Consider the following 21,169-nt stretch of genomic DNA (forward strand, 5'->3'; position numbering starts at 1 on the left):
TTATTGAAGTCATTAAGACAAATTTGATGGAACCGTTTGCTGGTATCGGTGTTTCTTTTTTCCAAGGAACTTTACAAATCATTACTTTTGGCGCTGGTTTATCTTTTGCTAAACAAGGAAAGGAAGCATATTTCATTGATTTACAAGATGACGCTTTTTTTAATAAGTTGGCGATTCATTTACAAAATTTATATAATCGTTCTAGATATGAACATTTCACAAGAATAGCAATTTGTTGGATATTAAAAAGGAATTTCATACATTTTTTGAACCGTTTATTGAAATTGACTCAGATCCTGTGAACGTAAAACAATTAATGAGAACAGAAAATTTTACAGAATTTATGTTAAAACTGAAGAGATTAATAACTGAGCCAACTTAAAGAAGTGACATCACTGTAAAGGCTGAGTAAAATTGTTAAGTATAATAATTAGATAGAAGCATAAATTCTCGTCGGTATCTGCTATATATCTGCGTTTTTGTATCCAAAGATTTTTAGAAAAAGACTGAATTTTTCTGAAAACAACATTTTTTATCGGACCGCACAATGGGGACTGTCTGCTGTCAAAATCCAATAGATATTAAAAAGTTTGTCTAGCAATTATAGACCAATCCTTATAGCTAACGATCGTAGGAATGATTGGAAATGTTAGGATTATTCCTGAGAAATAAAATGGCGCTTTACTTACTAAAATACACGCAAACTATTTCTACTAGTTGAGAAATTTTGTTTATTAAAAGTTCATCATTTATTTGCTATTCAAAATTAGTTTTGAAAGTTTTTGCCCAGCCCAGTAGAACAAGAAAGATTGATAGCGAAAGGGAAATGATTTGAACACTAGATTGCTTTTCTTATGTAATGATTTTAAAATTAATTGATTCGAGTAAGTCGAATAGAAGGAGATGAACCGGCTTTTAAAAATTAAAGAGGAAAATCTTATTTTGAGAAAGCCGATGTTTTTTGCTTTTGGTAGTTACCTTAGGTGTAAAAATGAATAAAATTTCTCAATTTAATTAGGTTTTGTTATAATTTTATTGAGGTGATTTTAGTGAAAAAATATGTTGGTGTACTTGAAAAATTTCGAGTGATTAAGACACAACCTTTATTGGCACGTTTCACATTGAAAACGAGAAGTCAATCAATTAACTGCGTAGTAGCTGATGTGGAAATAGCAGATAAATTACTCATGATGAAAGAAGGCCAACAACATCTCTGCGTGACAGGACATTTAAATAAACGTAACCAGTTAGTCATTGAAACGATGCAGTGCTCCTGATTTCTTTACAAACATGAGGAGTTGGTGTAATTAGAGATAATTTCATGAGTACATTGTATTAAACGATTATTTATTGGTTTAAAGAATGAGAATATGCGAATATTCCCGACTTTTTACTATTTTTTATTTGTTTAAAAAATGCGAAAATGCTATGCTAATAGAAAGAGAATTAGTATAAGAAGGGAGTTTGATTATGACTGTCGGAGAAATTGCAGGACTGATTGTAGCAGTCGCATTTGTAATTCTAGTTGTTTTTATTATAAGAGTCTTGCTACAATTGTCCAAAACATTAGAAAAAGTCGATCAAACGGTTGCAAAAACTAATACAACCATTGATGTTGTTACCAATGATGTCGATCTATTAGCTAGACAAGTAGAAGGATTATTGGTCAAAAGTAATGAATTACTCTTAGACATCAATGGGAAAGTCGAAACAATTGATCCATTGTTTACTGCTATTGCTGATTTAAGTGAAAGTGTATCTGAGTTGAATACTTCAAGTAAAAGCATTGCAACAAAAGTAGGTAGTATCGGTAAAACGACTGCTAAAGTAACAGTTATGGGTAAAGTCGGCGGAACTGCTTTAAAGCTTTTCAAAAATAAAAAACGATAAAAATGATAGGAGGAATTTAATTATGGCAAAAAAAGGCGGGTTTTTATTAGGCGCAATTGTTGGTGGAACAGCAGCGGCAGTTGCAGCTCTCTTATGGGCTCCTAAATCTGGGAAAGAATTAAGAAATGAATTGGCTGCTCAAGCAGATGATTTTTTTGACATGGCTTCAGACTATACAGATAAGGCGAAAGAAAAAACAGCTACGTTAACAGACATAGCAAAAGAAAAAGCACAAGACTTATCACAACAAGCGGGTGATTTAGCTGGCAGCGTGAAAAACAAAGTCAGTCATTCTGCTAATGAAGTACAAGAAGAATCAGCAGATATTTTATTAACTTTAAAAGAGCAATCAGCAGATTTATCTCATCGTTTTAAAAAATCAGCAGATGAATTAAAAAAACCCATCAACCATGTAAATGAGACAGTAAAAGATGCTTCAGCAGATATTTTGCTCAATGTCAAAGATACAGCAAGTGAAGCTGGACAAACTGTACAAGCAGGCTTAGAGGAAGCAAAACCTGTTGCAGAAGATACAAAAATGATGGTGAATGAAGATGCCCAATCAGCAAAAGAAGAGTTGAAAACAGCTTTTACAGATAATGAAAACTAGAGGGATCTCATTTAAAAATAATCCTATTTCATATAAAAAGTAGCAATTTCAAAAAGTTAGACTTCTATGGAGTGGAGAAATCTGCTCCTTTTTTTATGCAATAAAATGGCAATCACGTCACAATTTAAGTAGCTTTTTGAAATAGATTTCGTCTTCTATTTAGCATAAAGACACCTCCAATGAGTTAGACAAAAAGTCTAATTTATTGGAGGTGTCAAGAAATATAATTATTTTTCAAAGAATAGTTGATAGCGACTTATTCTTTTTGCATTATTAATCAATCCACTCATAAAAGGAAAAGTTTAAGAAGAACTAAATTTAAATAATGATTAATCTACCAGACTAAACTCATCCATACATAACATATATTGTGGGGCATTTTCATTTTCTTGATAAAAAATATACAAGCCGTTTCTTAATAACTCATCAAGATTAGATGCACTGTAATCATTAATCATATGAATAAAGTATCTTCCTGATAAAGGTTCAATTGCTTTTTTTGCTCTATCAGCTAATTCTTTAGCTAGCCCATTTAATGTTGGTTGCATTGGAGAATTCGTTACAACGAAATCCGGAGCAGTTTTAACATCTTGATCTTTTAAGACATTTTTCACTGCTGCTTTCATCTTTTCAATTGCTGCTTTTGCTTTTTGCTCTTCCGTTAGTACTTGCTCTTTTTCAAAGAACATAAAGAGTTTTCCGCTAAAGTAGTGATTACGTTCTCCTTCGTAATTACCATACGTTGCTTTTGCCTTGATTTTTACGAATTTTGTTTTAACCGGCGTATCTAAGATAAGATGCTTTTGTTCCGTGTTGTTTTGTAAACCAGTGACTGTTTGAGATAACGTCCAATTGGTTCCATCCATACTAGTATAAATTTCTGCCGCTTGTAAACGCCCATTTGCGCCACCTTCATTAGGTAAATAATCAATTACTGCTAATTCTTTTGCTTCATTAAATTCAACGGTGTAATAGAGTTGATTATCGCTGTCAATACCAAATTTTGTATGCCAAGCGGTATTTGTCAATCCGTCGATCATATGTTTTGCTGCATGTTGTTCTGATTGCTCAGAAGAGAAGCTGTGCAATTTCATTTGATCGTATGGAATGTACTTGATATTTTTTTTGATAGAATCGTAGTTGTCTTCAGTAAAAGTAAACGTAGACGAATCACTTTGTAATTTCGTTCCATTTGCTTTATAGCGAGCTAAAACAACTGTGTTACCCGTAAAGCGTTGTGTAGTGTAGTCTGTCCAAGTTTTTCCATTATCTGTACTTACTTCTAAGTGGTCAATGTTTCCTAATATTCTATTTTCATAGTCGTTTGCAAATAAACCAGTCAAGGTGCTTGCTTTAGTGATATCAATCGTAAATACAGCATTTGAGCCGCCCACTTTTAATTTTAGGTCATTCACTTCACTGATTTGTTTGACTTGTTCAGGTGTTAATGTAATTTCAGTTACTTTGCCTGCATTAATCCATTGGTTTCCACCATCTAGACTGTAAAGAATATCTAAATTAGAAGTATGATATTTACTGTTGATCATGATTTTATTTGCATTTTCGCCATCAAAAGAAAATGTAGCTAGATCAACGCGGTTTGATTGTAACAAATGAGAAGCTAAGGTTTTTGTATCTTCAAATTGATAAACATTTTCGCTAGTTGCTCTGGTTGCTTTTTCTAATGCTTGTGTTTTTAACAGATCAATATTTACTAGGTCGCTTCCTTGTAAGTGAGGAGTAATCACATTTAGCAAATCAACCATTGCATATGGATAATACGTGTAAGCTTTAATGACTTCTTCACCTAACTGATTCCATTGGGCAGAAGTAGTTTCACTATTGTTTGTATATTCTTTAAGAAGGCCTTCAAAGCTATCCAAATTAATATTCAATATACTTAATGCTTTTTTATAAGCGTTAATTCTTTCTTGAGAAGTTGAAAAAGATTTAGCCGCTAAATTATAATCATTTGATTCTTCAAATTTTCCGCTATCCAACGCTGCTTGAGCAAGTAAGGTATAAGAAGCATTATTACTTTCATTGGTTGCGTTACTTGAAAAATATTTGTTTCCCCAATTTAAGAGCATACGATAACCATTGCCGCCACACCAAACAGTTCGTGCAGCTTGCCATCCGCCAACATTATTATTGATTGCCCATTTTCCCTTACCGTCTGGTTGTTTTGCATATTGTAAGACAGCTTCATGACCCGGTTGGAAAATACCTACAGTAGCCACACCGTTTGATTTCAATAAGTTTTGACCTAAACGAGAAATATTCCAACAAAGACCGCCTGCTTCCATAACCATCCAAGTACGATTTTTGCCTTTTTCACCGTATTGAATATTGTATTGAGGCAAATGATATTTCTCATCCATTGCTTGTTTGTTCGCCATGTCATAAAGACTTTCTTGATTATAATTTGGTGCAACGTATGGCACACCATATTTCCACATATTTAATCGATCCGCACCTTTTGTTTGACTATAACCATTTAGCCATTTTAATTCGTCATTTGCAATTGAATCAGTCATTACCATGCGTAAATGTTCCATGTCATAAGTGGCAAATTCATCCATGCGTGCAAATTGGTTGTTCTCAAACAATTCTTTCATAATCCCATAACGCTCAGAAATATCGTTGCTTGGTAAAGGCATGCTAAAGGATAAAGGAGAAGTATAAATGTCACTGCTCCATCCAGCAGCCGCTGCAATCATCATTTTCTTATATAGTTCACCATGGTTAGAATCTTGTAAATCCGCTTTATGATCATGATAAATATTCCCTAAAGCATCCATAAAACGGATTGGTTGTTCAATATTTCCAGCCTCAATAAATAGATTTAATGCATCTTTATCGCTTAAAAGCCAATCCAATGCGTCTTTGTTTTTTGCATTTTCTTTTACAGAATTTTGAATGGCACGATAACCTAATTGTCGAACCAGTTCACGCTCATTAAGCAAATCTGTATGATTATTGACAGCATTTTCTGCCCCTAATTTAGAAATTTCTTTATCATATTCTGCTAATGGCTTCACGCCTTGATAATTCTCACTATTTAAATCATAATTTTCTTTAACAAGTCTAGCTCCGGCAAAGACTGCGTGATCATTCCCGTTTGGTCCATGGCTATTGGCCCATAAACGTAATTGTTTGTATCCTTTTACATTAACTTCGATGTCTTCTGCATTATTTGATCCTTTAATTACTGAAGAAACTTTTAAGTTTTCCCAAGTTCGTCCATCTTTTGATCCTTGAATGTAGAAAACGACTTCTCCTAAATTACCTTGGCTTTGATCAATACCAACAGTTGTTACGAAACGGCTGTAGTCAGAAGAAAGAGTAGAAATATCAAATTGAGCAAATCCATCTGCGTGAACAAAGATGCCTTTTTCAAATTGTGTTAAAATGTTCTCAATTTTTAAAGATAATTTATTCCCTGACATATTGGTGTCTTTACGAACACCGTTTTGACCACCGTAACCAGATTTCCATTGGCTAAATTCCATATCAGAAAGCCAACGATAGTTTTCTTGTGCTGATTTTGATGAAACAGTTTTTTCTTTTACGGTAGAAAAGGTAGTCTGCTTTTCTGCTTGATTTTTCATGGTTGCTAAATCGGCAGGTTTTGTAGCAACGGCTTTTGTTTCACCATTTGTTATTTCTGCTAATACGGTAGTTGATGTAGAATGGCTAAGAAAAACAAGTGCTAAACTAGCCACTAAAACGGAAGCTGCTCCTTTTTTTAATTTTTTAATCGAAAAACGTTGCACACGATCTGAAGAAAATTTTTTAAACATTAAAACTTCACCTCATTAGATTAATTTATTACCATAGTGCTTATTAAAGAAAGGAAATAATCCTAGGTCAACTATACGAAATCTTTACATTTTTTTGTTGTAAGTTATTTATAACTTTTATCTAAAAAATTAAATAATAGAGGTATACATTTTTTGTGAAAAATAGTATTATTTTAAGTAATTAGATAATTAATTCTAAAATAAAAGTCTATTTACTAATGAGTCAAACGAATGATGTTTACGTCAGTATTAAATAAAATATGTTCTATTTTTTTATTAATAACTCTTTTTTTAAAGTTAAAATAAAAAAAATAGCTTCCTCTATTTATTTATTTTTGAATACATTTTAAAAAATAGAAAATTGTTCATGCGTAGGACTGCTATTAAAGAGAAAAAATTCAATACTGAAAATAATTTTAGGTAAAAGAAAACAGGCGAAGGATGGCTACGCTGGGTGTTGAACTTGTTTTCTACATTGTGTTAAGAGAATAGATATGAGTATTCATGTTACTTAGAGGGAAGAAGGATAGATATTAGTAAGTGAAATTAAATTGATGAAGATATAAAAATAAAGGGTATAATCGGATAAAGAAATTTCTAAATGTTTGAAAAAAAGATCACTCCTAAAAATTGCAAACTAATTTTTTAGGAGTGATCTTTTTTTGGAGCGATAATTATAATTTTTTTAAGTCGGCTCTAGTTAATTAAGAATAATTAATTCTTTTGGTGTATTTGTCAATGCAAGACAGCCGTCTTTAGTCACATAAACGCAATCTTCAATTCGAACACCTACTTGTTCAGGGATATAAATACCTGGTTCAAGAGAAAAACACATGCCTTCTTCAATCACTAGATCGTTTCCTTCTACAAGAGAAGGAAATTCATGGACAGTGGTTCCAATACCATGTCCCAGACGATGATTGAAGTATTCACCATAACCGTAACTACTAATGACTTTTCTAGCAATTTGATCCAGTTCAGCGGCGGTAATTCCAGGACGAACAGCAGCCTGAGCCGTTTGTTGGGCTTCAAGCGTGATTTGATAAATTTTTTCTTGAAATGCTGTCGGTTTTTTGTAAGCAATTGTTCGAGTGGCATCGCTACAATAGCCGTTCCAAACTACACCTAAATCAAATAAAACCAGTTCATTTGGCGCAATTTGTGTATTTCCGGGAGTACCATGTGGACTTGCGGCATTTTTGCCTGCTAAAACAAGGGTATCAAAAGACATTTGAGAAACGCCTTGTTTTTTTAGCTGGTATTCGATTTCTGCGATGATTGCTTGTTCAGTCATTCCTTCTTTCACAGCTTGAAAGCCAATTTCAAAAGCTATATCTGCCCATTTGCCAGCAGCCAACAACTGTTCTTTTTCTTCTTGTGTTTTAATTAATTGAAGCCGTTGAATGATTGCTGTTAAGTCAATAAAAGAATCCGTACCAATTAAACCATTTGAAATCGCATCGAAGCGATCAATCGTTAGCACATTTTTTTCGATACCGATTGTGCCGGGTTGTCCGTAACGTGTATGAATTTCTTTTCCAATGATTTCCCATGGATTTTCACTATCTAAATAGCCGCGTACATCAAATGACCAAGTACTATTTTGAGCATCTTCTACTTCTAAAGCTGGAGTAAATAAGAAAGGATCTTGTTCAAGCGGAATAAATAATGCGAGGACACGTTCATGCGGGTCGCTTTCGTATCCGGAAAAGTAAGCAATGTGTTTAGGGTCACAAATATAAGCTAAATCTACTTGTTTTTGAGCCATCCATTTACGTAATTCAGTGATTTTTACGTGATTCATTTTGGCATCCTTCTTTCTGTTGTATTGAATTATTAGTTATTGTACCACTTAATGATTCAAAGACCAACGTTTGCCAAGTGAAAAAAGTAAATATTTTCATGAAAGACGTAGTAAAACGGTTGCATTTTTGAATAGAATTTGATATTCTATTTTAGAAATGTAAAGCGTATTTTCAGAAAACATATAAAAAGAGTAGGAGAGTAAGAATGGAAAAGCAAACTATTACTATTTATGATGTAGCGAGAGAGGCAAATGTTTCGATGGCTACTGTTTCACGTGTTGTTAATGGTAACCCCAACGTCAAACCTGCAACCAGAAAAAAAGTATTGGAAGTTATTGATCGTTTGGATTATCGTCCAAATGCTGTGGCACGAGGCTTAGCAAGTAAAAAAACGACGACAGTCGGTGTGATCATTCCTGATGTTAGCAACATGTTTTTTGCTTCTTTAGCTCGTGGAATTGATGATGTGGCGACGATGTACAAATACAACATTATTTTAGCTAATTCTGATGGCAATGATCAAAAAGAAGTAAATGTATTAAATAATCTTTTAGCCAAGCAAGTAGATGGCGTCATTTTTATGGGGCATCATATTACAGATGAAATTCGTGGTGAGTTTTCCCGCTCTAAAACCCCTGTTGTTTTAGCTGGTTCAATTGATCCAGATGAACAAGTAGGTAGTGTAAACATTGATTACACATCTGCTGCAAAAGATGCTGTAAACAAATTAGCGAAAAATGGCAATGAAAAAATAGCTTTTGTCAGTGGAGCGTTGATTGATCCAATCAATGGACAAAACCGTCTGAAAGGATACAAAGAAGCACTGAAAGAAAATCATTTGTCTTATAGTGAAGGATTGATTTTTGAAGCGGAATATAATTTTAAAGATGGTATCTCATTAGTTGAACGAATCAATAATAGTGGCGCAACCGCTGCCTATGTTTCAGATGATGAGTTAGCAATCGGAATTTTAGATGGACTTTTAGATAAAGGAGTCAAAATACCGGAAGAATTTGAAATCATCACAAGCAATAATTCACTGCTTACGGATGTGGCTCGTCCACGCTTAACTAGTATTACCCAACCGTTGTATGATCTTGGTGCAGTTTCGATGCGTTTATTAACTAAAATGATGAACAAAGAAGAAGTAGAAGAGAAAACCATCGTTTTACCTTATGGAATCGAAGAAAAGGGTTCAACAAAATAAGGAAATAAAACGGAAAATAAAATATATCTAAAAAAGCTGCTTTTGCTGGGAATTTTAAGGCAAAAGCAGCTTTTTGTTTTAAAAGCCGCTTACAATTTAATTTTTTTTGCTGCTTTTTATTTCTGGATTTGCTCTTGCAAAAGCATAGGCTGTTTTCCAATATGCTTTGTAATTTTCCTCTGTTCCTCCTACGCCAAACTTAAAGGTAGTGTCTTTTGGCCCGTTTTTTGCCCAGAGTGATTCAATTGTTTTATTTGGTGTATGAATGGTTCTTTTATCAATTGTAACTTTTCCGGGGTTTTGTCCAGTAAAAGCTGCGACTTTTTTCTTCATGACATCAGAAGATAATTCAAATTTATCTTTGATCCCAAAAATAGAGGGATTGACGTAGTAAATTTGATTGATCATGTTTGCTAAATAGCGGGAAGAACGTTTTCTTGCTTGAGTATCCATGCTTGTATTATCATCATGACCGGACCAGCTGCTTATTGTGATAGAAGGAGTAGAAACGATCAGCCAAGAATCTCTGTATTCATTTGTTGATCCTGTTTTACCAATCCAGTCGGCTTGACCTAGCTCTTTATTTAGGTTAGTCATGTCGTCTTTAAATGGTGTTGTGATTTTTGCAGTGATCACGCTGCGCATCATGTCATTCATAATGGTTGCTGCTGCATTCGAATAGACTCTCACTGGGTTTTCCTCGTGTTGATAAATGACTTTTCCAGAATTGTCAGTAATCGAATCAATTAAATAACCTTCTTGATAGATGCCACCATTTGCTAATGCTTGAAACCCGTTTGTTTGCTGGAGGGTTGTTACATCCACCGTTCCTAACGGAGCAGATTCGACCCCCCAATTAGAATTGGCGGGATAGTTCATTTTTGCTAAATAGTTTTCATAAGCATATTGTTTGGAGCCGCCTTGATTCAAGACAGCTTGATACAAGTGATAAGCAGGGATGTTATTGGACCATTCTAACGATTTTCTAACCGTTTGGAAGGTATTTGAGCCTTCGTTTGTGGCGTTAACAATTTTTTCTCCGGCATTGTTTCCTTCTTGCCAAGTGGTTGCATAATCAGAAACGCGGGATTCTGACCCTACGAGTCCCATGTCAATGGCCGGTCCATAAACTAGTACGGGTTTGATGGAGGAGCCTGCTTGTCGTTGTGTATCAAATGCGTGATTATTTTGATTTTGCAGATAATTGCGTCCTCCGACAAACCCATAAATTCGTCCAGTTTTATTATCCATTAAAACATTTCCAGTTTCGACGGGAGTAGATTTTCCATCGTCTAGCAAGTGACCGTAATTTTTAGCGGCTGTTTGCATGACTGCATAGATATTTTTATCGATAGTTGAATGGATCGTGTAACCTCTTGTTTGAATTGTCTGTTGGGCTTTTTGGTAATAAGCATTATAAATACTTGCATCTGATAAATCCGCCTTATTTTTTTCAGCTAATTGTTTTGTAATGATTTTAGCAGCTTCGTTCATGACCGTATAGTATAAAAATTCACGGTCACTTTGTTCCATGATTTGCTGCGGCAAGAAATCTTTTGTTAAATCATAAGCTTTTGCTTCTTCATACTGCTTTTTCGTAATTTTTCTTTCACGATACATACTAAAAAGAACAATATCTTTGCGTCTTAACCCGGCGGAGAGGTCTTGTTTCAAAGCTCCTGTATTGGTATAGGGACTATAAGTAATTGGACTTTGTGGCAAGCCGGCAATAAACGCAGCCTGCGGTAAAGTAACGTCTTTGGCATTAACGCCAAAAATGCCTTTGGCGGCTTCTTGAACGCCGGCGATATTTTGTCCCTTATTATTTCTGCCAAATGGCGAGACGTTCAAATACATTGAGATAATCTCATTTTTTGAAAAATATTTTTCCACTTGAGCGGCTAGCAGAATTTCATTTGCTTTGCGCTTGAAAGTGGTTTCATCTGTTAAAATTTGTTGTTTGACTAATTGCTGGGTCAATGTTGATCCACCAGAAGAACCGAATCCTGTTGCTTCAGAAAATAATGCACGTAAAACAGCTTTGGGAACATAGCCGTTATGTCGTTCAAAATACTCATCTTCTGTGCTGATAATGGCTGTTTTCAATAAAGGTGAAATTTGGTCAGAAGGAACGGCTGTCCGCATTAGATCAGTTTGGATTTTTGATATTTCAGAGTTGTCAGTATAGACAATTTTTGATGTTTCTGTGATGTTGCCAAGTTCTGATTTTAAAGTTGCTTTGGTTGGTAGTTTGGTATCTTCAACAAGATAGGCAAAATAACCAGCTCCGATACCAGCGCCAAATGCTGCAAGTAGCAGAAAAAGAACGATGATAAAAACAGTTAATGATTGGAAGACGCCAAAAGCAATTTTGAATCCCAACCATTTTTGCTTTTTCCGAGTATCTTTACGTGGCAAAAGGACTCACCTCAACTAATAGTTTTATTTTGCTAATTATAGCAAAGAATACGGCAAAAAAACAGACAAGGGAATTTTTGTTGAATTTATTTCTTCATGATAGGAGAAATTTTTGTCAATAAAAAGAAAATGACTGTCTTTTTCTTTCTATCAATTGTTTTTTCAATACAAAAAGAGATACCTAAGAATGTTTTTAAAAGCAAGCTTTCTTTTCTTTATGGTTTCAGTTAAGATAAAAGTGCTGCAAGCATAACTAGACAATTGTATGAAAAAACACAGCAGTTGATAAAACATGAATTAACTGCTTTTTAAGGAGGAAAATTGATGCTACTTGGATCACATGTAAGTATGAGCGGTAAAAAAATGTTCTTAGGTGCCGCCGAAGAAGCTGCAAGTTATGGAGCTTCTACTTTTATGGTTTATACTGGTGCGCCTCAAAATACGCGGCGTAAACTGATCGAAGAAATGAATATTCAAGCCGGCAAAGAATACATGCAAATCTATGGTTTGTCAAATGTCGTTGTTCATGCGCCTTATATTATCAATTTGGGCAATACAATAAAGCCGGAAATGTTTCCGTTTGCGGTACAATTTTTAAGAGAAGAGATTGTTCGAGCGGAAGCTTTAGGCGCAGCTCAAATTACTTTGCATCCTGGTGCGCACGTTGGCGCAGGGGTAAAAGCGGGTATTTCAAAAATTATCGAAGGCTTAAATGAGGTGTTGACAAAAGAACAAACGGTACAAATTGCTTTGGAAACAATGGCTGGTAAAGGTACTGAAATTGGTCGAACATTTGAAGAATTAGCAAGAATCATTGATGGCGTAGCCTTAAATGAAAAGCTATCTGTTACTTTTGATACTTGTCACACGCATGATGCGGGATATGATGTTCGCAATGATTTTTCAGGAGTAATGACTAAATTTGACAAAGTAATTGGATTAGAGCGTTTAAAAGTTTTGCATATTAATGATTCAAAAAATCCTAGAGGTTCTCATAAAGACCGTCATGCCAATATCGGCTTTGGGGCAATTGGTTTTGAAGCGTTAAATAAAATTGTTCACGCGCCGATGTTTGAAGGAATTTCTAAAATTTTGGAAACGCCTTATGTAGGTAAAGAGAAAAAAATGGCTTATGCACCTTATAAAAAAGAACTTAAGATGTTAAAACAACAACAATTTGATCCGGAAATATTTCCTGAATTAATTGCCAAAGTTACGGAGTAGTTCGGACAAACTGACTATTCTAATAAAACAATGCCAAAATCAAGTATTTCATTTACTGTGATTAATAACCGGTAAATGAGGAACTATTGATTTTGGCATTTTTATTCACTTATTCATTTTCTGCACTTACTTGTTGCAATCTTTTTTCGTATTTTTTGTTTCCTTTGTATAAATCAATGATTGTCCAAGCAAGTAAGGCTAGCACTGCAATGATTAGTAAATAAGCAAGAGAATCTGCCCATATTAATTCATTGTCTGTTGCTTGTCCACCAAAAAAGCTTTCAATTTGTCCGGGTAGTCCGCGAAGATTTAAGAAAGTTAGACTGATAACTGAAATCCAGCCGATTAATTTAACCAAAAAATTATTTTTAAATTGTTTGCCCATTTCTGCTTCACTATTTGTCATCATCAACAAAGGAATCATTGAAAATGGAAGAGCAAAAGCTAAGAAAACTTGCGATTCATTCATTAAATGATTTAAAGCGGTATGTTCTTCAACAGTTCCTTTCGTGCTGGTGAACAATACGCACAATAAAACGGGTAGAACAGATAAAAGACGAGTAATCAAACGACGAAGCCAGATCGGCATACGCATATGAATAAAACCTTCCATAATTACTTGCCCAGTCAAGGTACCAGTAATAGTTGAATTTTGTCCTGAAGCTAAAAGAGCAACTGCAAATAAAGTAGATAAAATCCCCGATTTTGCCACACCAATCAAGACACCGTTGCTCATTGCAGAAGGATCAGATAAAGCCTCATAAAGTCCAAAAAATGAAGGATCTTGAACGGAGCCATTTTTAAAGACTGCAACACCCATAATTAACAATAAAGCATTGACTAAAAAAGCTAACGTTAATTGAATATTTGAATCCCAAGTTGAAAAACGAACTGCTCTAGCAATATCTTCTGTATCTTTTCGATCAATTTTCCGAGTTTGGGATACGGCAGAATGCAAGTAGAGATTATGTGGCATCACAGTGGCGCCGATGATTCCCAATGCGCCTGTTAAAGGTGTTTCTCCACCGATTGTTGGGGAATCAGCAAAAGTACTGCTTGTAGGAAGAAAGCCAGTAAATAACTCTTTCCAATTAGGATTAGAAAGTGCAACTTGATAAACAAAGACAAATAAAATGACAAAGATCAGGCAAACGACAATAGCTTCAATTTTTCGAAAACCGATTTTAGTTAAGGCCAATAAGATGAAAACATCAAAAACAGTAATAAATACGGCAATGACTAATGGAATATCAAAAAGTAAATAAAGGGCAATCGCTGCACCGATGACTTCAGCAATATCTGTCGCCATAATTGCTAACTCTGTTAATATCCATAAAATGATGCCTAATGTTTTACTTGTCCGAGCTCGAATGGCTTGGGCAAGATCCATCTGACTGACAATTCCTAATTTTGCAGCCATATATTGCAAGAGCATGGCAATCAGACTTGACATTAAAATGACAGACATTAACAAGTAATGGAAATTCTGTCCACCGGTAATGGAAGTAGACCAATTTCCCGGATCCATGTAGCCCACGGCAACAAGTGCTCCCGGACCGGAATAAGCAAGTAGTGTTTTAAAAAAACTTTTATTTTTAGGAACGTTTACCGTACCGTTTACTTCCGCTAATGATAAACCATTTGTATGTTCAATTAATTTTTGTTTATGCGGTTGGCTATTCAAGAAAAATCACCCCTTGTTTTTCTTTACCTATTCATTCTACACCTATATAAAAAATTTTGGAAGAAATTTATTCGGTTTGCCTAAAAAAAATGTACGGTTAAGCTTTTCACCTGTCTTTTGAGCTTAGAGCAATAAATAAAATTTTTTAAATAATTCTAAAGGAAACGCCTTTCTTTTTTGAGCAAACTTTAGTAAAATAACTCATTGAGAACAATTCGGAAATAGAAAGGAGAGATTTACATGGTATCAACAGGAATAGTTATACTTATTGCAGTTATTGCTTTATTACTCGGCGCAATTGGTGGATTCTTTTTTGCGCGTAAATATATGAAAGACTATTTAGAAAAAAATCCTCCCGTGAATGAGGACATGTTACGATCAATGATGATGTCAATGGGACAAAAGCCATCTGAAAAGAAAATTCGTCAGATGATGCAACAAATGAAAACTCAAGGAAAAAAATAGGATTTTTACTAGGTATTTTATAGCGAGCTGAAGAATTCAGCTCGTTTTTTCATTCGTTGTTTGAAAAACTTACATAATTGTGAAAAATGTATACGAGAGTAAAAAAGAAAATAAGAAATTAGGTTGATTTTTTCTACAAGCAATACTAAGGAGAAAATGAAAAAAAGGATTAATATTTTTTGTTGTAGTTACTTGTTGTTAAGTTTTGTTGTCTTACTTGTTCATTCTAATTTATCGGCTTCTTCCAATAATTCAATATGAAACAACCAATGAATGTGTTCTGCTATCTCCAATCTCGTGAGTTGTTGGTTTATTTAATCACGTTGGCGTTAATGATTTTGTATTTTGAACAGTCGTAAGGTAGTAAAAGATGAAAAGTTGAGAACTTAATTGGTTGGTCTTATGCTGTTATTTATTTAGCCCGCTTGTTTATATAATGCTGTTTGAATTTTTGAATAAAAAGAAGGTAAGTATCCCTTTCTTGATGGAAGAAAGAACTTGTTAATTCCTATGAAAAAGAAAACGTTAACAAATAAATTTCTTAAAAATAAACCTACTTCATTATATGCTATGTAAGCAAAAACAAGAAAGTCACCGTAGAATTGACTGTCTTGTTTTTTTCCTTTTATTTTCACTAGATTAGGCACGCGAGAAGAATTCAAGAAGAATGGCAATGAAGTTTTATGTACGAATCGTTCAGGTAAAATTTTAGTGGCTAGTTTTAAGAATGATGCTGTCAAACGAAGGAAAAGTAATGGTTGCGTCTTTGGTAACGGCTTTGCTGTTAAACGAAAATTAAGTGACTGAATTTTGAAAAGAGGTTACATCAAAACACCAATTGTAAAAAGGAGATTTTTTCAAATTATTTCTAAAATGAAGACAAAAACTTTGTGTTTCTGCCCTTCTCCCTACTGTGCAAGAAGAAAAGAGGAAAAGGGCAATAACTGTAAATGCTGGCAAGAATAAAAGAGAAGATAGGTCTTTAAGGAGACGGAGGTTCTTCCATAATTGAGGAACTAACGGGACGTGTGTCTACTTTTTGTCCTATTTTGATCAAATGAGTAAGATTTTTCTGATAATTTTCTGCGAAAATGCAGCTGTATAAAACATCCAACAAATAACAAATGGATGTATTAATAGTAAAATTGCTGATTTTAGAATACAAGCGTTCTCTGGTAGTGATATGTAAAACGGCTGTACTTAAAGAAGATAAGGTGGAGTCACCGATACTCGTCAATGTTAAAATAGGAACATGAATTTCTTGTAAAATAGTAGCTGTTCGTAGCATCATTTTATTTTCACCCGTATAAGAAATCAAAATGGCGCAGGTATCTGATGTACAGTTATAGGCTTCGTAATACGATTCACCTGATGTAGTGACGATTGTAACATCTTGTTTAATTCGCTTCATTTTTAACATAAAGGCTTGGGAGACCAAAGTATTAGAATTGCTGGAAAAAAGGACGATTTTTTTTGCCTCAAGTAAGAGCTGTTTGGCTTTTTGCAAGTCATCATGATGAAGCAGTGACAAAGTATCTTCAATGGTCATTTGTTCTAATGCAGCAATTTTATTTGCGATCGTCATTATGCTCTCATTTTCTAGAAAAGGTAGATTGGCATCTACTTTTTGAAAATTTCCTTCTAGATACTCTATTTCAGCAATAAACGCATTTTTAAAATCAACCCAACCGTTAAATCCGATTTTTTTTGCCACACGAATCAACGTGGAAGGATGGACATAGCAAGTTTTTGCAATTTGTTGAATCGTTAGTTCTTTTAAGTGGTGTTCATGGTGCTGAATAAAGTGGATGACTTCAGTTTCGGAGGGAGAAAAAGTAGTTTGTTTTATTTTTTCTTTTAAAAGCATGACCTTCTCCTTTTACATTTTTTTATCGTTTCATGTAAAAAAATTGTAAAGGCTGTATTTTTTTATGTCAACCTGTCATTTTTATATACAGTTTTTTTACAGAAAAAATAATAATTAAAGGGAAAATTTGTAAATAGTAATGCAAAAAATTCCAGTATCCTTGTGATTTTCGTTTACAAAAAACATAATGAATTTGTAAAACATTAAAGGAGGAAGCAGATGAATCAAAAAATTAAGATTGCAACGATTGGTGGAGGAAGTAGTTATACACCTGAATTGATGGAAGGGTTTATCAAACGTTATGAGGAACTACCAATTAAAGAAATTTGGTTGGTGGATGTGGAAGAAGGAAAAGAAAAATTAAACATCGTGCGTGAAATGTCGCAGCGTATGTGGGATGCTTCGCCTTATGATGTAAAAATTTATGCAACGCTTGATCGAGAAGAAGCATTGAAAAACGCAGATTTTGTGACGACGCAGTTTCGTGTGGGACAGTTGGATGCTCGAGTAAAAGATGAGCGCATTCCTGCTTATTATGGAATGTTGGGACAAGAAACCAATGGTGCAGGTGGAATGTTCAAAGCGTTTCGAACCATTCCAGTTATTCTTGCTATTGTAGAAGATATGAAACGCTTGTGTCCGAATGCTTGGCTAATCAATTTTGCCAATCCTAGTGGCATGGTTACAGAAGCGGTGGTTCGTTATGGAAAGTGGGAAAAAGTAATTGGTTTATGTAATGTACCAGTGATGGCTATGATGACAGAACCGGAACTGCTGGGTGAAACAAAAGAAAATCTGATTTATAAGTTTGCTGGATTAAATCACTTTCATTGGCATAAAGTTGGTGATTCAACAGGCCGAGATCGTACGGATGAATTAATTGACCGGCTGTATGCAAAAAATAATGGATTACCAAAAAATATTTTTGACGTGCCTTTCTTTAAAGAACAGTTGAAGCAAATGCAGATGATTCCTTGCGGGTATCACCGGTATTATTACCGTGAAGAAGAAATGTTAAACCATGCGTTAGAAGAGTATCGGACCATTGGTACAAGAGCCCAACAAGTCAAGGTTACAGAAGCAGAACTTTTTGAATTATACAAGAATCCGCAGTTAGACCATAAACCAGAACAATTGCAAAAACGTGGAGGTGCCTATTATTCTGACGCTGCATGTGAGACGATTGCATCTATTTATGCGAATAAAGAAACACAAATTGTAGTATCCACTAAAAATGAAGGTGCTGTACCTGATCTTCCAGCAGATTGCGTTGTCGAAGTGACAGCGTATGTAGGGGCACGTGGCGCTCGAAATGTGGCTTTTGGTTCCTTACCGCCAGCGGAACGAGGATGGCTTCAAGTCATGAAAAATATGGAATTGTCGACGATTGAAGCAGCAGTGAGTGGGGATTATCAAACGGCTCTTCAAGCATTTACGATTAATCCTTTGGTTCGTTCTGGTGCAACAGCTAAACGGATTATGGATGAACTGTTTGTTGCACATGAAGCATATTTGCCGCAGTTTAGTGCTGCAATTCGACGGTTGAAAGAAGAAGGAATTGTGATTCAAGATGAAGTGGCGAGGGACCTATCAAAAAATGTTGTGGAGGAAGTATGATGGCTTTTAGAAAAGATTTTTTATGGGGAGGAGCTACAGCGGCAAATCAATGTGAGGGAGGTTATGATGAAGGGGGGCGCGGGTTAGCAAATGTTGATGTAGTGCCGATTGGTAAAGAGCGATTTCCTATCATAACGGGAAAAAAGAAAATGTTTGAGTTTGATGATGCGTATTTTTATCCAGCTAAACAAGCGATTGATATGTATCACCGTTATAAAGAAGATATTGCTCTTTTTGCGGAAATGGGCTTTAAAACGTATCGCTTATCTCTTGCTTGGAGCCGTATTTTTCCAAATGGTGATGAAAAAGAGCCAAATGAAGAAGGATTGAAATTTTATGAAGATGTATTTAAAGAATGTCAAAAATACGGCATTGAACCTTTAGTAACGATTACTCATTTTGATTGTCCGATGCATTTAATTAAAAAATATGGAGCATGGCGGTCACGAAAATTGATTGGTTTTTATGAAAAACTTTGTCGAGTTATTTTTAATCGATACAAAGGATTAGTTAAATATTGGTTGACGTTTAATGAAATTAATATGATTCTTCATGCACCGTTTATGGGCGCAGGGCTGGTGTTTGAAGAAGGCGAAAATACGGAGCAAATTAAGTATCAAGCAGCACATCACGAACTTGTTGCTAGTGCGATTGCAACTAAGATTGCCCATGAAGTAGATTCAGAAAATAAAGTGGGGTGTATGCTGGCAGCTGGAGTTAATTACCCTTATACTTGTAAACCAGAAGATGTATGGGCTTGCAGAAAAGCAGATCGCAAAAACTATTTCTTTATTGATGTTCAATCAAGAGGTGAATATCCGACGTATGCGTTAAAAGAGATGGAGCAAAAGGGTATCAAGCTTGAGATGGAGCCTTCTGATTTAGAATTGTTAAGAGCGCATACCGTTGATTTTATTTCTTTTTCTTATTATTCTTCTCGAATAGCAACAACGGATCCAGAACTTTTAGAACAAACGGCAGGAAATATTTTTGCTTCTGTAAAAAATCCTTATTTGACGGAGAGCGAATGGGGGTGGCAAATTGATCCTTTAGGGTTGCGTACAACGATGAATGACTTATATGATCGCTATCAAAAGCCGCTATTTATTGTAGAAAATGGGTTGGGGGCGGTAGATACGCCGGATGAAAATGGCTATGTAGAAGATGACTACCGTATTGAATACTTAGCGCAGCATATCCAAGCGATGAAAGATGCGGTTGAATTAGATGGCATTGATCTTTTAGGTTATACAACATGGGGCTGTATTGATTTAGTTTCTGCTGGAACTGGCGAAATGAATAAGCGTTATGGGTTTATCTACGTGGATCGTGACAATGAAGGAAATGGAACGCTTGTACGTTCAAAGAAAAAATCATTTTATTGGTATAAAAAAGTCATTGAAACAAATGGAGAAGATTTAAGGAACGAGTAATCATTGTAAAAAGTCTATTGTTTTTAAGCTGTTTTTTCGAGTATAATGAACCTATTCGAAAGAAGCAGGCAAAACAATAGACTTTTTTTTCTATTGGCTGTAAAGTATGCTTACTTGGTTTTTATGGAGGAATGTACATATGTATGATGTGATTGTGATTGGTGCAGGTCCTGCGGGAATGACTGCGGCATTGTATGCTTCGCGTGCGAATTTATCTGTTGCGATGATTGAACAGGGAGCACCGGGCGGACAGATGAATAATACCGCTGAAGTGGAAAACTATCCAGGATTTGATTCAATCATGGGGCCAGATTTAGCTTATAAAATGTATGAAGGCGTAACAAAATTTGGAACAGAAAATATCTATGGAATTGTTCAAGACATTAAAGATTGTGGAAGTTATAAAGAAGTGATTTGTGAAGACCAGTCTTATACAGCAAAGACGGTGATTATTGCTACTGGCTGTATTCATCGCAAATTAGGTGTCCCGGGTGAGGACGAATATGCCGGACGCGGTGTTTCTTACTGTGCGGTGTGTGATGGAGCCTTTTTTAGAAACAAACGGTTAGTGGTGATCGGCGGAGGCGACTCAGCGGTGGAAGAAGCCATTTATCTTACACAGTTTGCTTCTGAAGTTGTAATCGTTCATCGTAGAGATGAATTACGTGCGCAAAAGATTATTCAAAAACGAGCATTTGCCAATGAAAAGATTTCTTTTGTTTGGGATACGGTGACAGATGAAATTATAGGAAACGACATGGTTGTAACGGGGATCAAGGCACATAATGTTAATACCAATGAAACCGTTGAATTGGCAGCAGACGGTGTCTTTATCTATGTAGGGTTAGATCCTTTGACTGCACCGTTTAAAAAAGCCGGCTTAACAAATGCTGCGGGATGGATTCCTACTGATCAAGCAATGCGTACGAATATGTCGGGCGTGTTTGCGATTGGAGATGTTCGTGAAAAAGAGTTACGTCAAATTACCACAGCGGTAGGAGACGGTGGTATTGCTGGACAACAAGTCTATAAATATCTTGAAACATTAGGAGAAACTAACGAAAAATAAAAGATAAATTTTATTGAAGAAATTGTGCCAATATAGTGAAGGTTAAAAGACCTCATGAATGTTGGTAACAGTTTCTT

At 35.2% G+C, this 21,169-nt stretch carries 15 protein-coding genes; 10 read left to right on the forward strand and 5 right to left on the reverse strand.

Going from position 1 to position 21,169, the window contains the following annotated elements:
* Nucleotides 1-26 precede the first annotated feature (26 nt).
* The 4 genes from RV14_RS12605 (at nucleotide 27) to RV14_RS03865 (ending at nucleotide 2,500) form a co-directional block, all read left to right on the forward strand.
* A complete protein-coding gene (locus tag RV14_RS12605) occupies nucleotides 27-302 on the forward strand; it encodes a PTS system mannose/fructose/sorbose family transporter subunit IID (RefSeq protein ID WP_245785458.1) in 276 nt (91 codons plus the stop codon).
* A gap of 747 nt (nucleotides 303-1,049) precedes the next feature.
* A complete protein-coding gene (locus RV14_RS03855) occupies nucleotides 1,050-1,277 on the forward strand; it encodes a hypothetical protein (protein WP_071854992.1) in 228 nt (75 codons plus the stop codon).
* 193 nt (nucleotides 1,278-1,470) lie between these two features.
* Nucleotides 1,471-1,890 carry a DUF948 domain-containing protein gene (locus RV14_RS03860; RefSeq protein ID WP_071854993.1) on the forward strand — a complete coding sequence of 140 codons (420 nt, stop codon included), beginning with the start codon at nucleotides 1,471-1,473 and terminating at the stop codon, nucleotides 1,888-1,890.
* A 22-nt stretch (nucleotides 1,891-1,912) separates the two neighbouring features.
* Nucleotides 1,913-2,500 carry a YtxH domain-containing protein gene (locus RV14_RS03865; protein ID WP_071854994.1) on the forward strand — a complete coding sequence of 196 codons (588 nt, stop codon included), beginning with the start codon at nucleotides 1,913-1,915 and terminating at the stop codon, nucleotides 2,498-2,500.
* Between the two features lie 329 nt (nucleotides 2,501-2,829).
* Here RV14_RS03865 and RV14_RS03870 read toward each other — a convergent pair whose 3' ends face one another.
* Together RV14_RS03870 and RV14_RS03875 are read right to left on the reverse strand one after the other, a co-directional pair.
* Nucleotides 2,830-6,303, reverse strand: coding sequence for an NPCBM/NEW2 domain-containing protein (locus RV14_RS03870; RefSeq protein ID WP_071854995.1), 3,474 nt, complete (start codon nucleotides 6,301-6,303; stop codon nucleotides 2,830-2,832).
* A 700-nt stretch (nucleotides 6,304-7,003) separates the two neighbouring features.
* Nucleotides 7,004-8,107, reverse strand: coding sequence for a M24 family metallopeptidase (locus RV14_RS03875; protein ID WP_071854996.1), 1,104 nt, complete (start codon nucleotides 8,105-8,107; stop codon nucleotides 7,004-7,006).
* Nucleotides 8,108-8,313: 206 nt separating this feature from the next.
* On the opposite strand from RV14_RS03875, the gene ccpA reads away from it, so the two are divergent.
* Entirely contained in the window at nucleotides 8,314-9,315 is a 1,002-nt protein-coding gene (gene ccpA / locus RV14_RS03880; RefSeq protein ID WP_071854997.1) for a catabolite control protein A, read from the forward strand.
* Between the two features lie 96 nt (nucleotides 9,316-9,411).
* On the opposite strand, the gene RV14_RS03885 is transcribed toward ccpA, so the two are convergent.
* Nucleotides 9,412-11,733 (reverse strand): transglycosylase domain-containing protein, encoded by a 2,322-nt coding sequence (locus RV14_RS03885; RefSeq protein ID WP_071854998.1) that lies wholly within the window; start codon nucleotides 11,731-11,733, stop codon nucleotides 9,412-9,414.
* A gap of 324 nt (nucleotides 11,734-12,057) precedes the next feature.
* On the opposite strand from RV14_RS03885, the gene RV14_RS03890 reads away from it, so the two are divergent.
* Nucleotides 12,058-12,957: a deoxyribonuclease IV gene (locus RV14_RS03890; protein ID WP_071854999.1), complete on the forward strand. Its 900-nt coding sequence runs from the start codon at nucleotides 12,058-12,060 to the stop codon at nucleotides 12,955-12,957.
* Between the two features lie 109 nt (nucleotides 12,958-13,066).
* Here RV14_RS03890 and RV14_RS03895 read toward each other — a convergent pair whose 3' ends face one another.
* Nucleotides 13,067-14,641, reverse strand: a complete 1,575-nt coding sequence (locus tag RV14_RS03895; protein ID WP_071855000.1) for an Nramp family divalent metal transporter — start codon at nucleotides 14,639-14,641, stop codon at nucleotides 13,067-13,069.
* Between the two features lie 240 nt (nucleotides 14,642-14,881).
* On the opposite strand from RV14_RS03895, the gene RV14_RS03900 reads away from it, so the two are divergent.
* Nucleotides 14,882-15,106: a YneF family protein gene (locus RV14_RS03900; RefSeq protein ID WP_071855001.1), complete on the forward strand. Its 225-nt coding sequence runs from the start codon at nucleotides 14,882-14,884 to the stop codon at nucleotides 15,104-15,106.
* A 982-nt stretch (nucleotides 15,107-16,088) separates the two neighbouring features.
* Here RV14_RS03900 and RV14_RS03905 read toward each other — a convergent pair.
* The gene (locus RV14_RS03905) at nucleotides 16,089-16,973 is read right to left on the reverse strand and encodes a MurR/RpiR family transcriptional regulator (RefSeq protein ID WP_071855002.1); all 885 of its coding nucleotides are present in this window, start codon (nucleotides 16,971-16,973) and stop codon (nucleotides 16,089-16,091) included.
* A gap of 219 nt (nucleotides 16,974-17,192) precedes the next feature.
* Here RV14_RS03905 and RV14_RS03910 point away from each other — a divergent pair, with 219 nt between their 5' ends.
* From RV14_RS03910 to trxB, 3 genes are all read left to right on the forward strand, one after another.
* Entirely contained in the window at nucleotides 17,193-18,590 is a 1,398-nt protein-coding gene (locus tag RV14_RS03910) for a 6-phospho-beta-glucosidase (protein ID WP_071855003.1), read from the forward strand.
* Nucleotides 18,590-20,023, forward strand: coding sequence for a 6-phospho-beta-glucosidase (locus RV14_RS03915; protein ID WP_071855004.1), 1,434 nt, complete (start codon nucleotides 18,590-18,592; stop codon nucleotides 20,021-20,023). The genes RV14_RS03910 and RV14_RS03915 overlap by 1 nt, the downstream gene beginning before the upstream one ends.
* 139 nt (nucleotides 20,024-20,162) lie before the next feature.
* Nucleotides 20,163-21,092, forward strand: a complete 930-nt coding sequence (trxB, locus tag RV14_RS03920; protein ID WP_071855005.1) for a thioredoxin-disulfide reductase — start codon at nucleotides 20,163-20,165, stop codon at nucleotides 21,090-21,092.
* Nucleotides 21,093-21,169 lie beyond the last annotated feature (77 nt).

This window comes from Enterococcus ratti (genome assembly GCF_001886195.1).
Classification (GTDB): domain Bacteria; phylum Bacillota; class Bacilli; order Lactobacillales; family Enterococcaceae; genus Enterococcus_B; species Enterococcus_B ratti.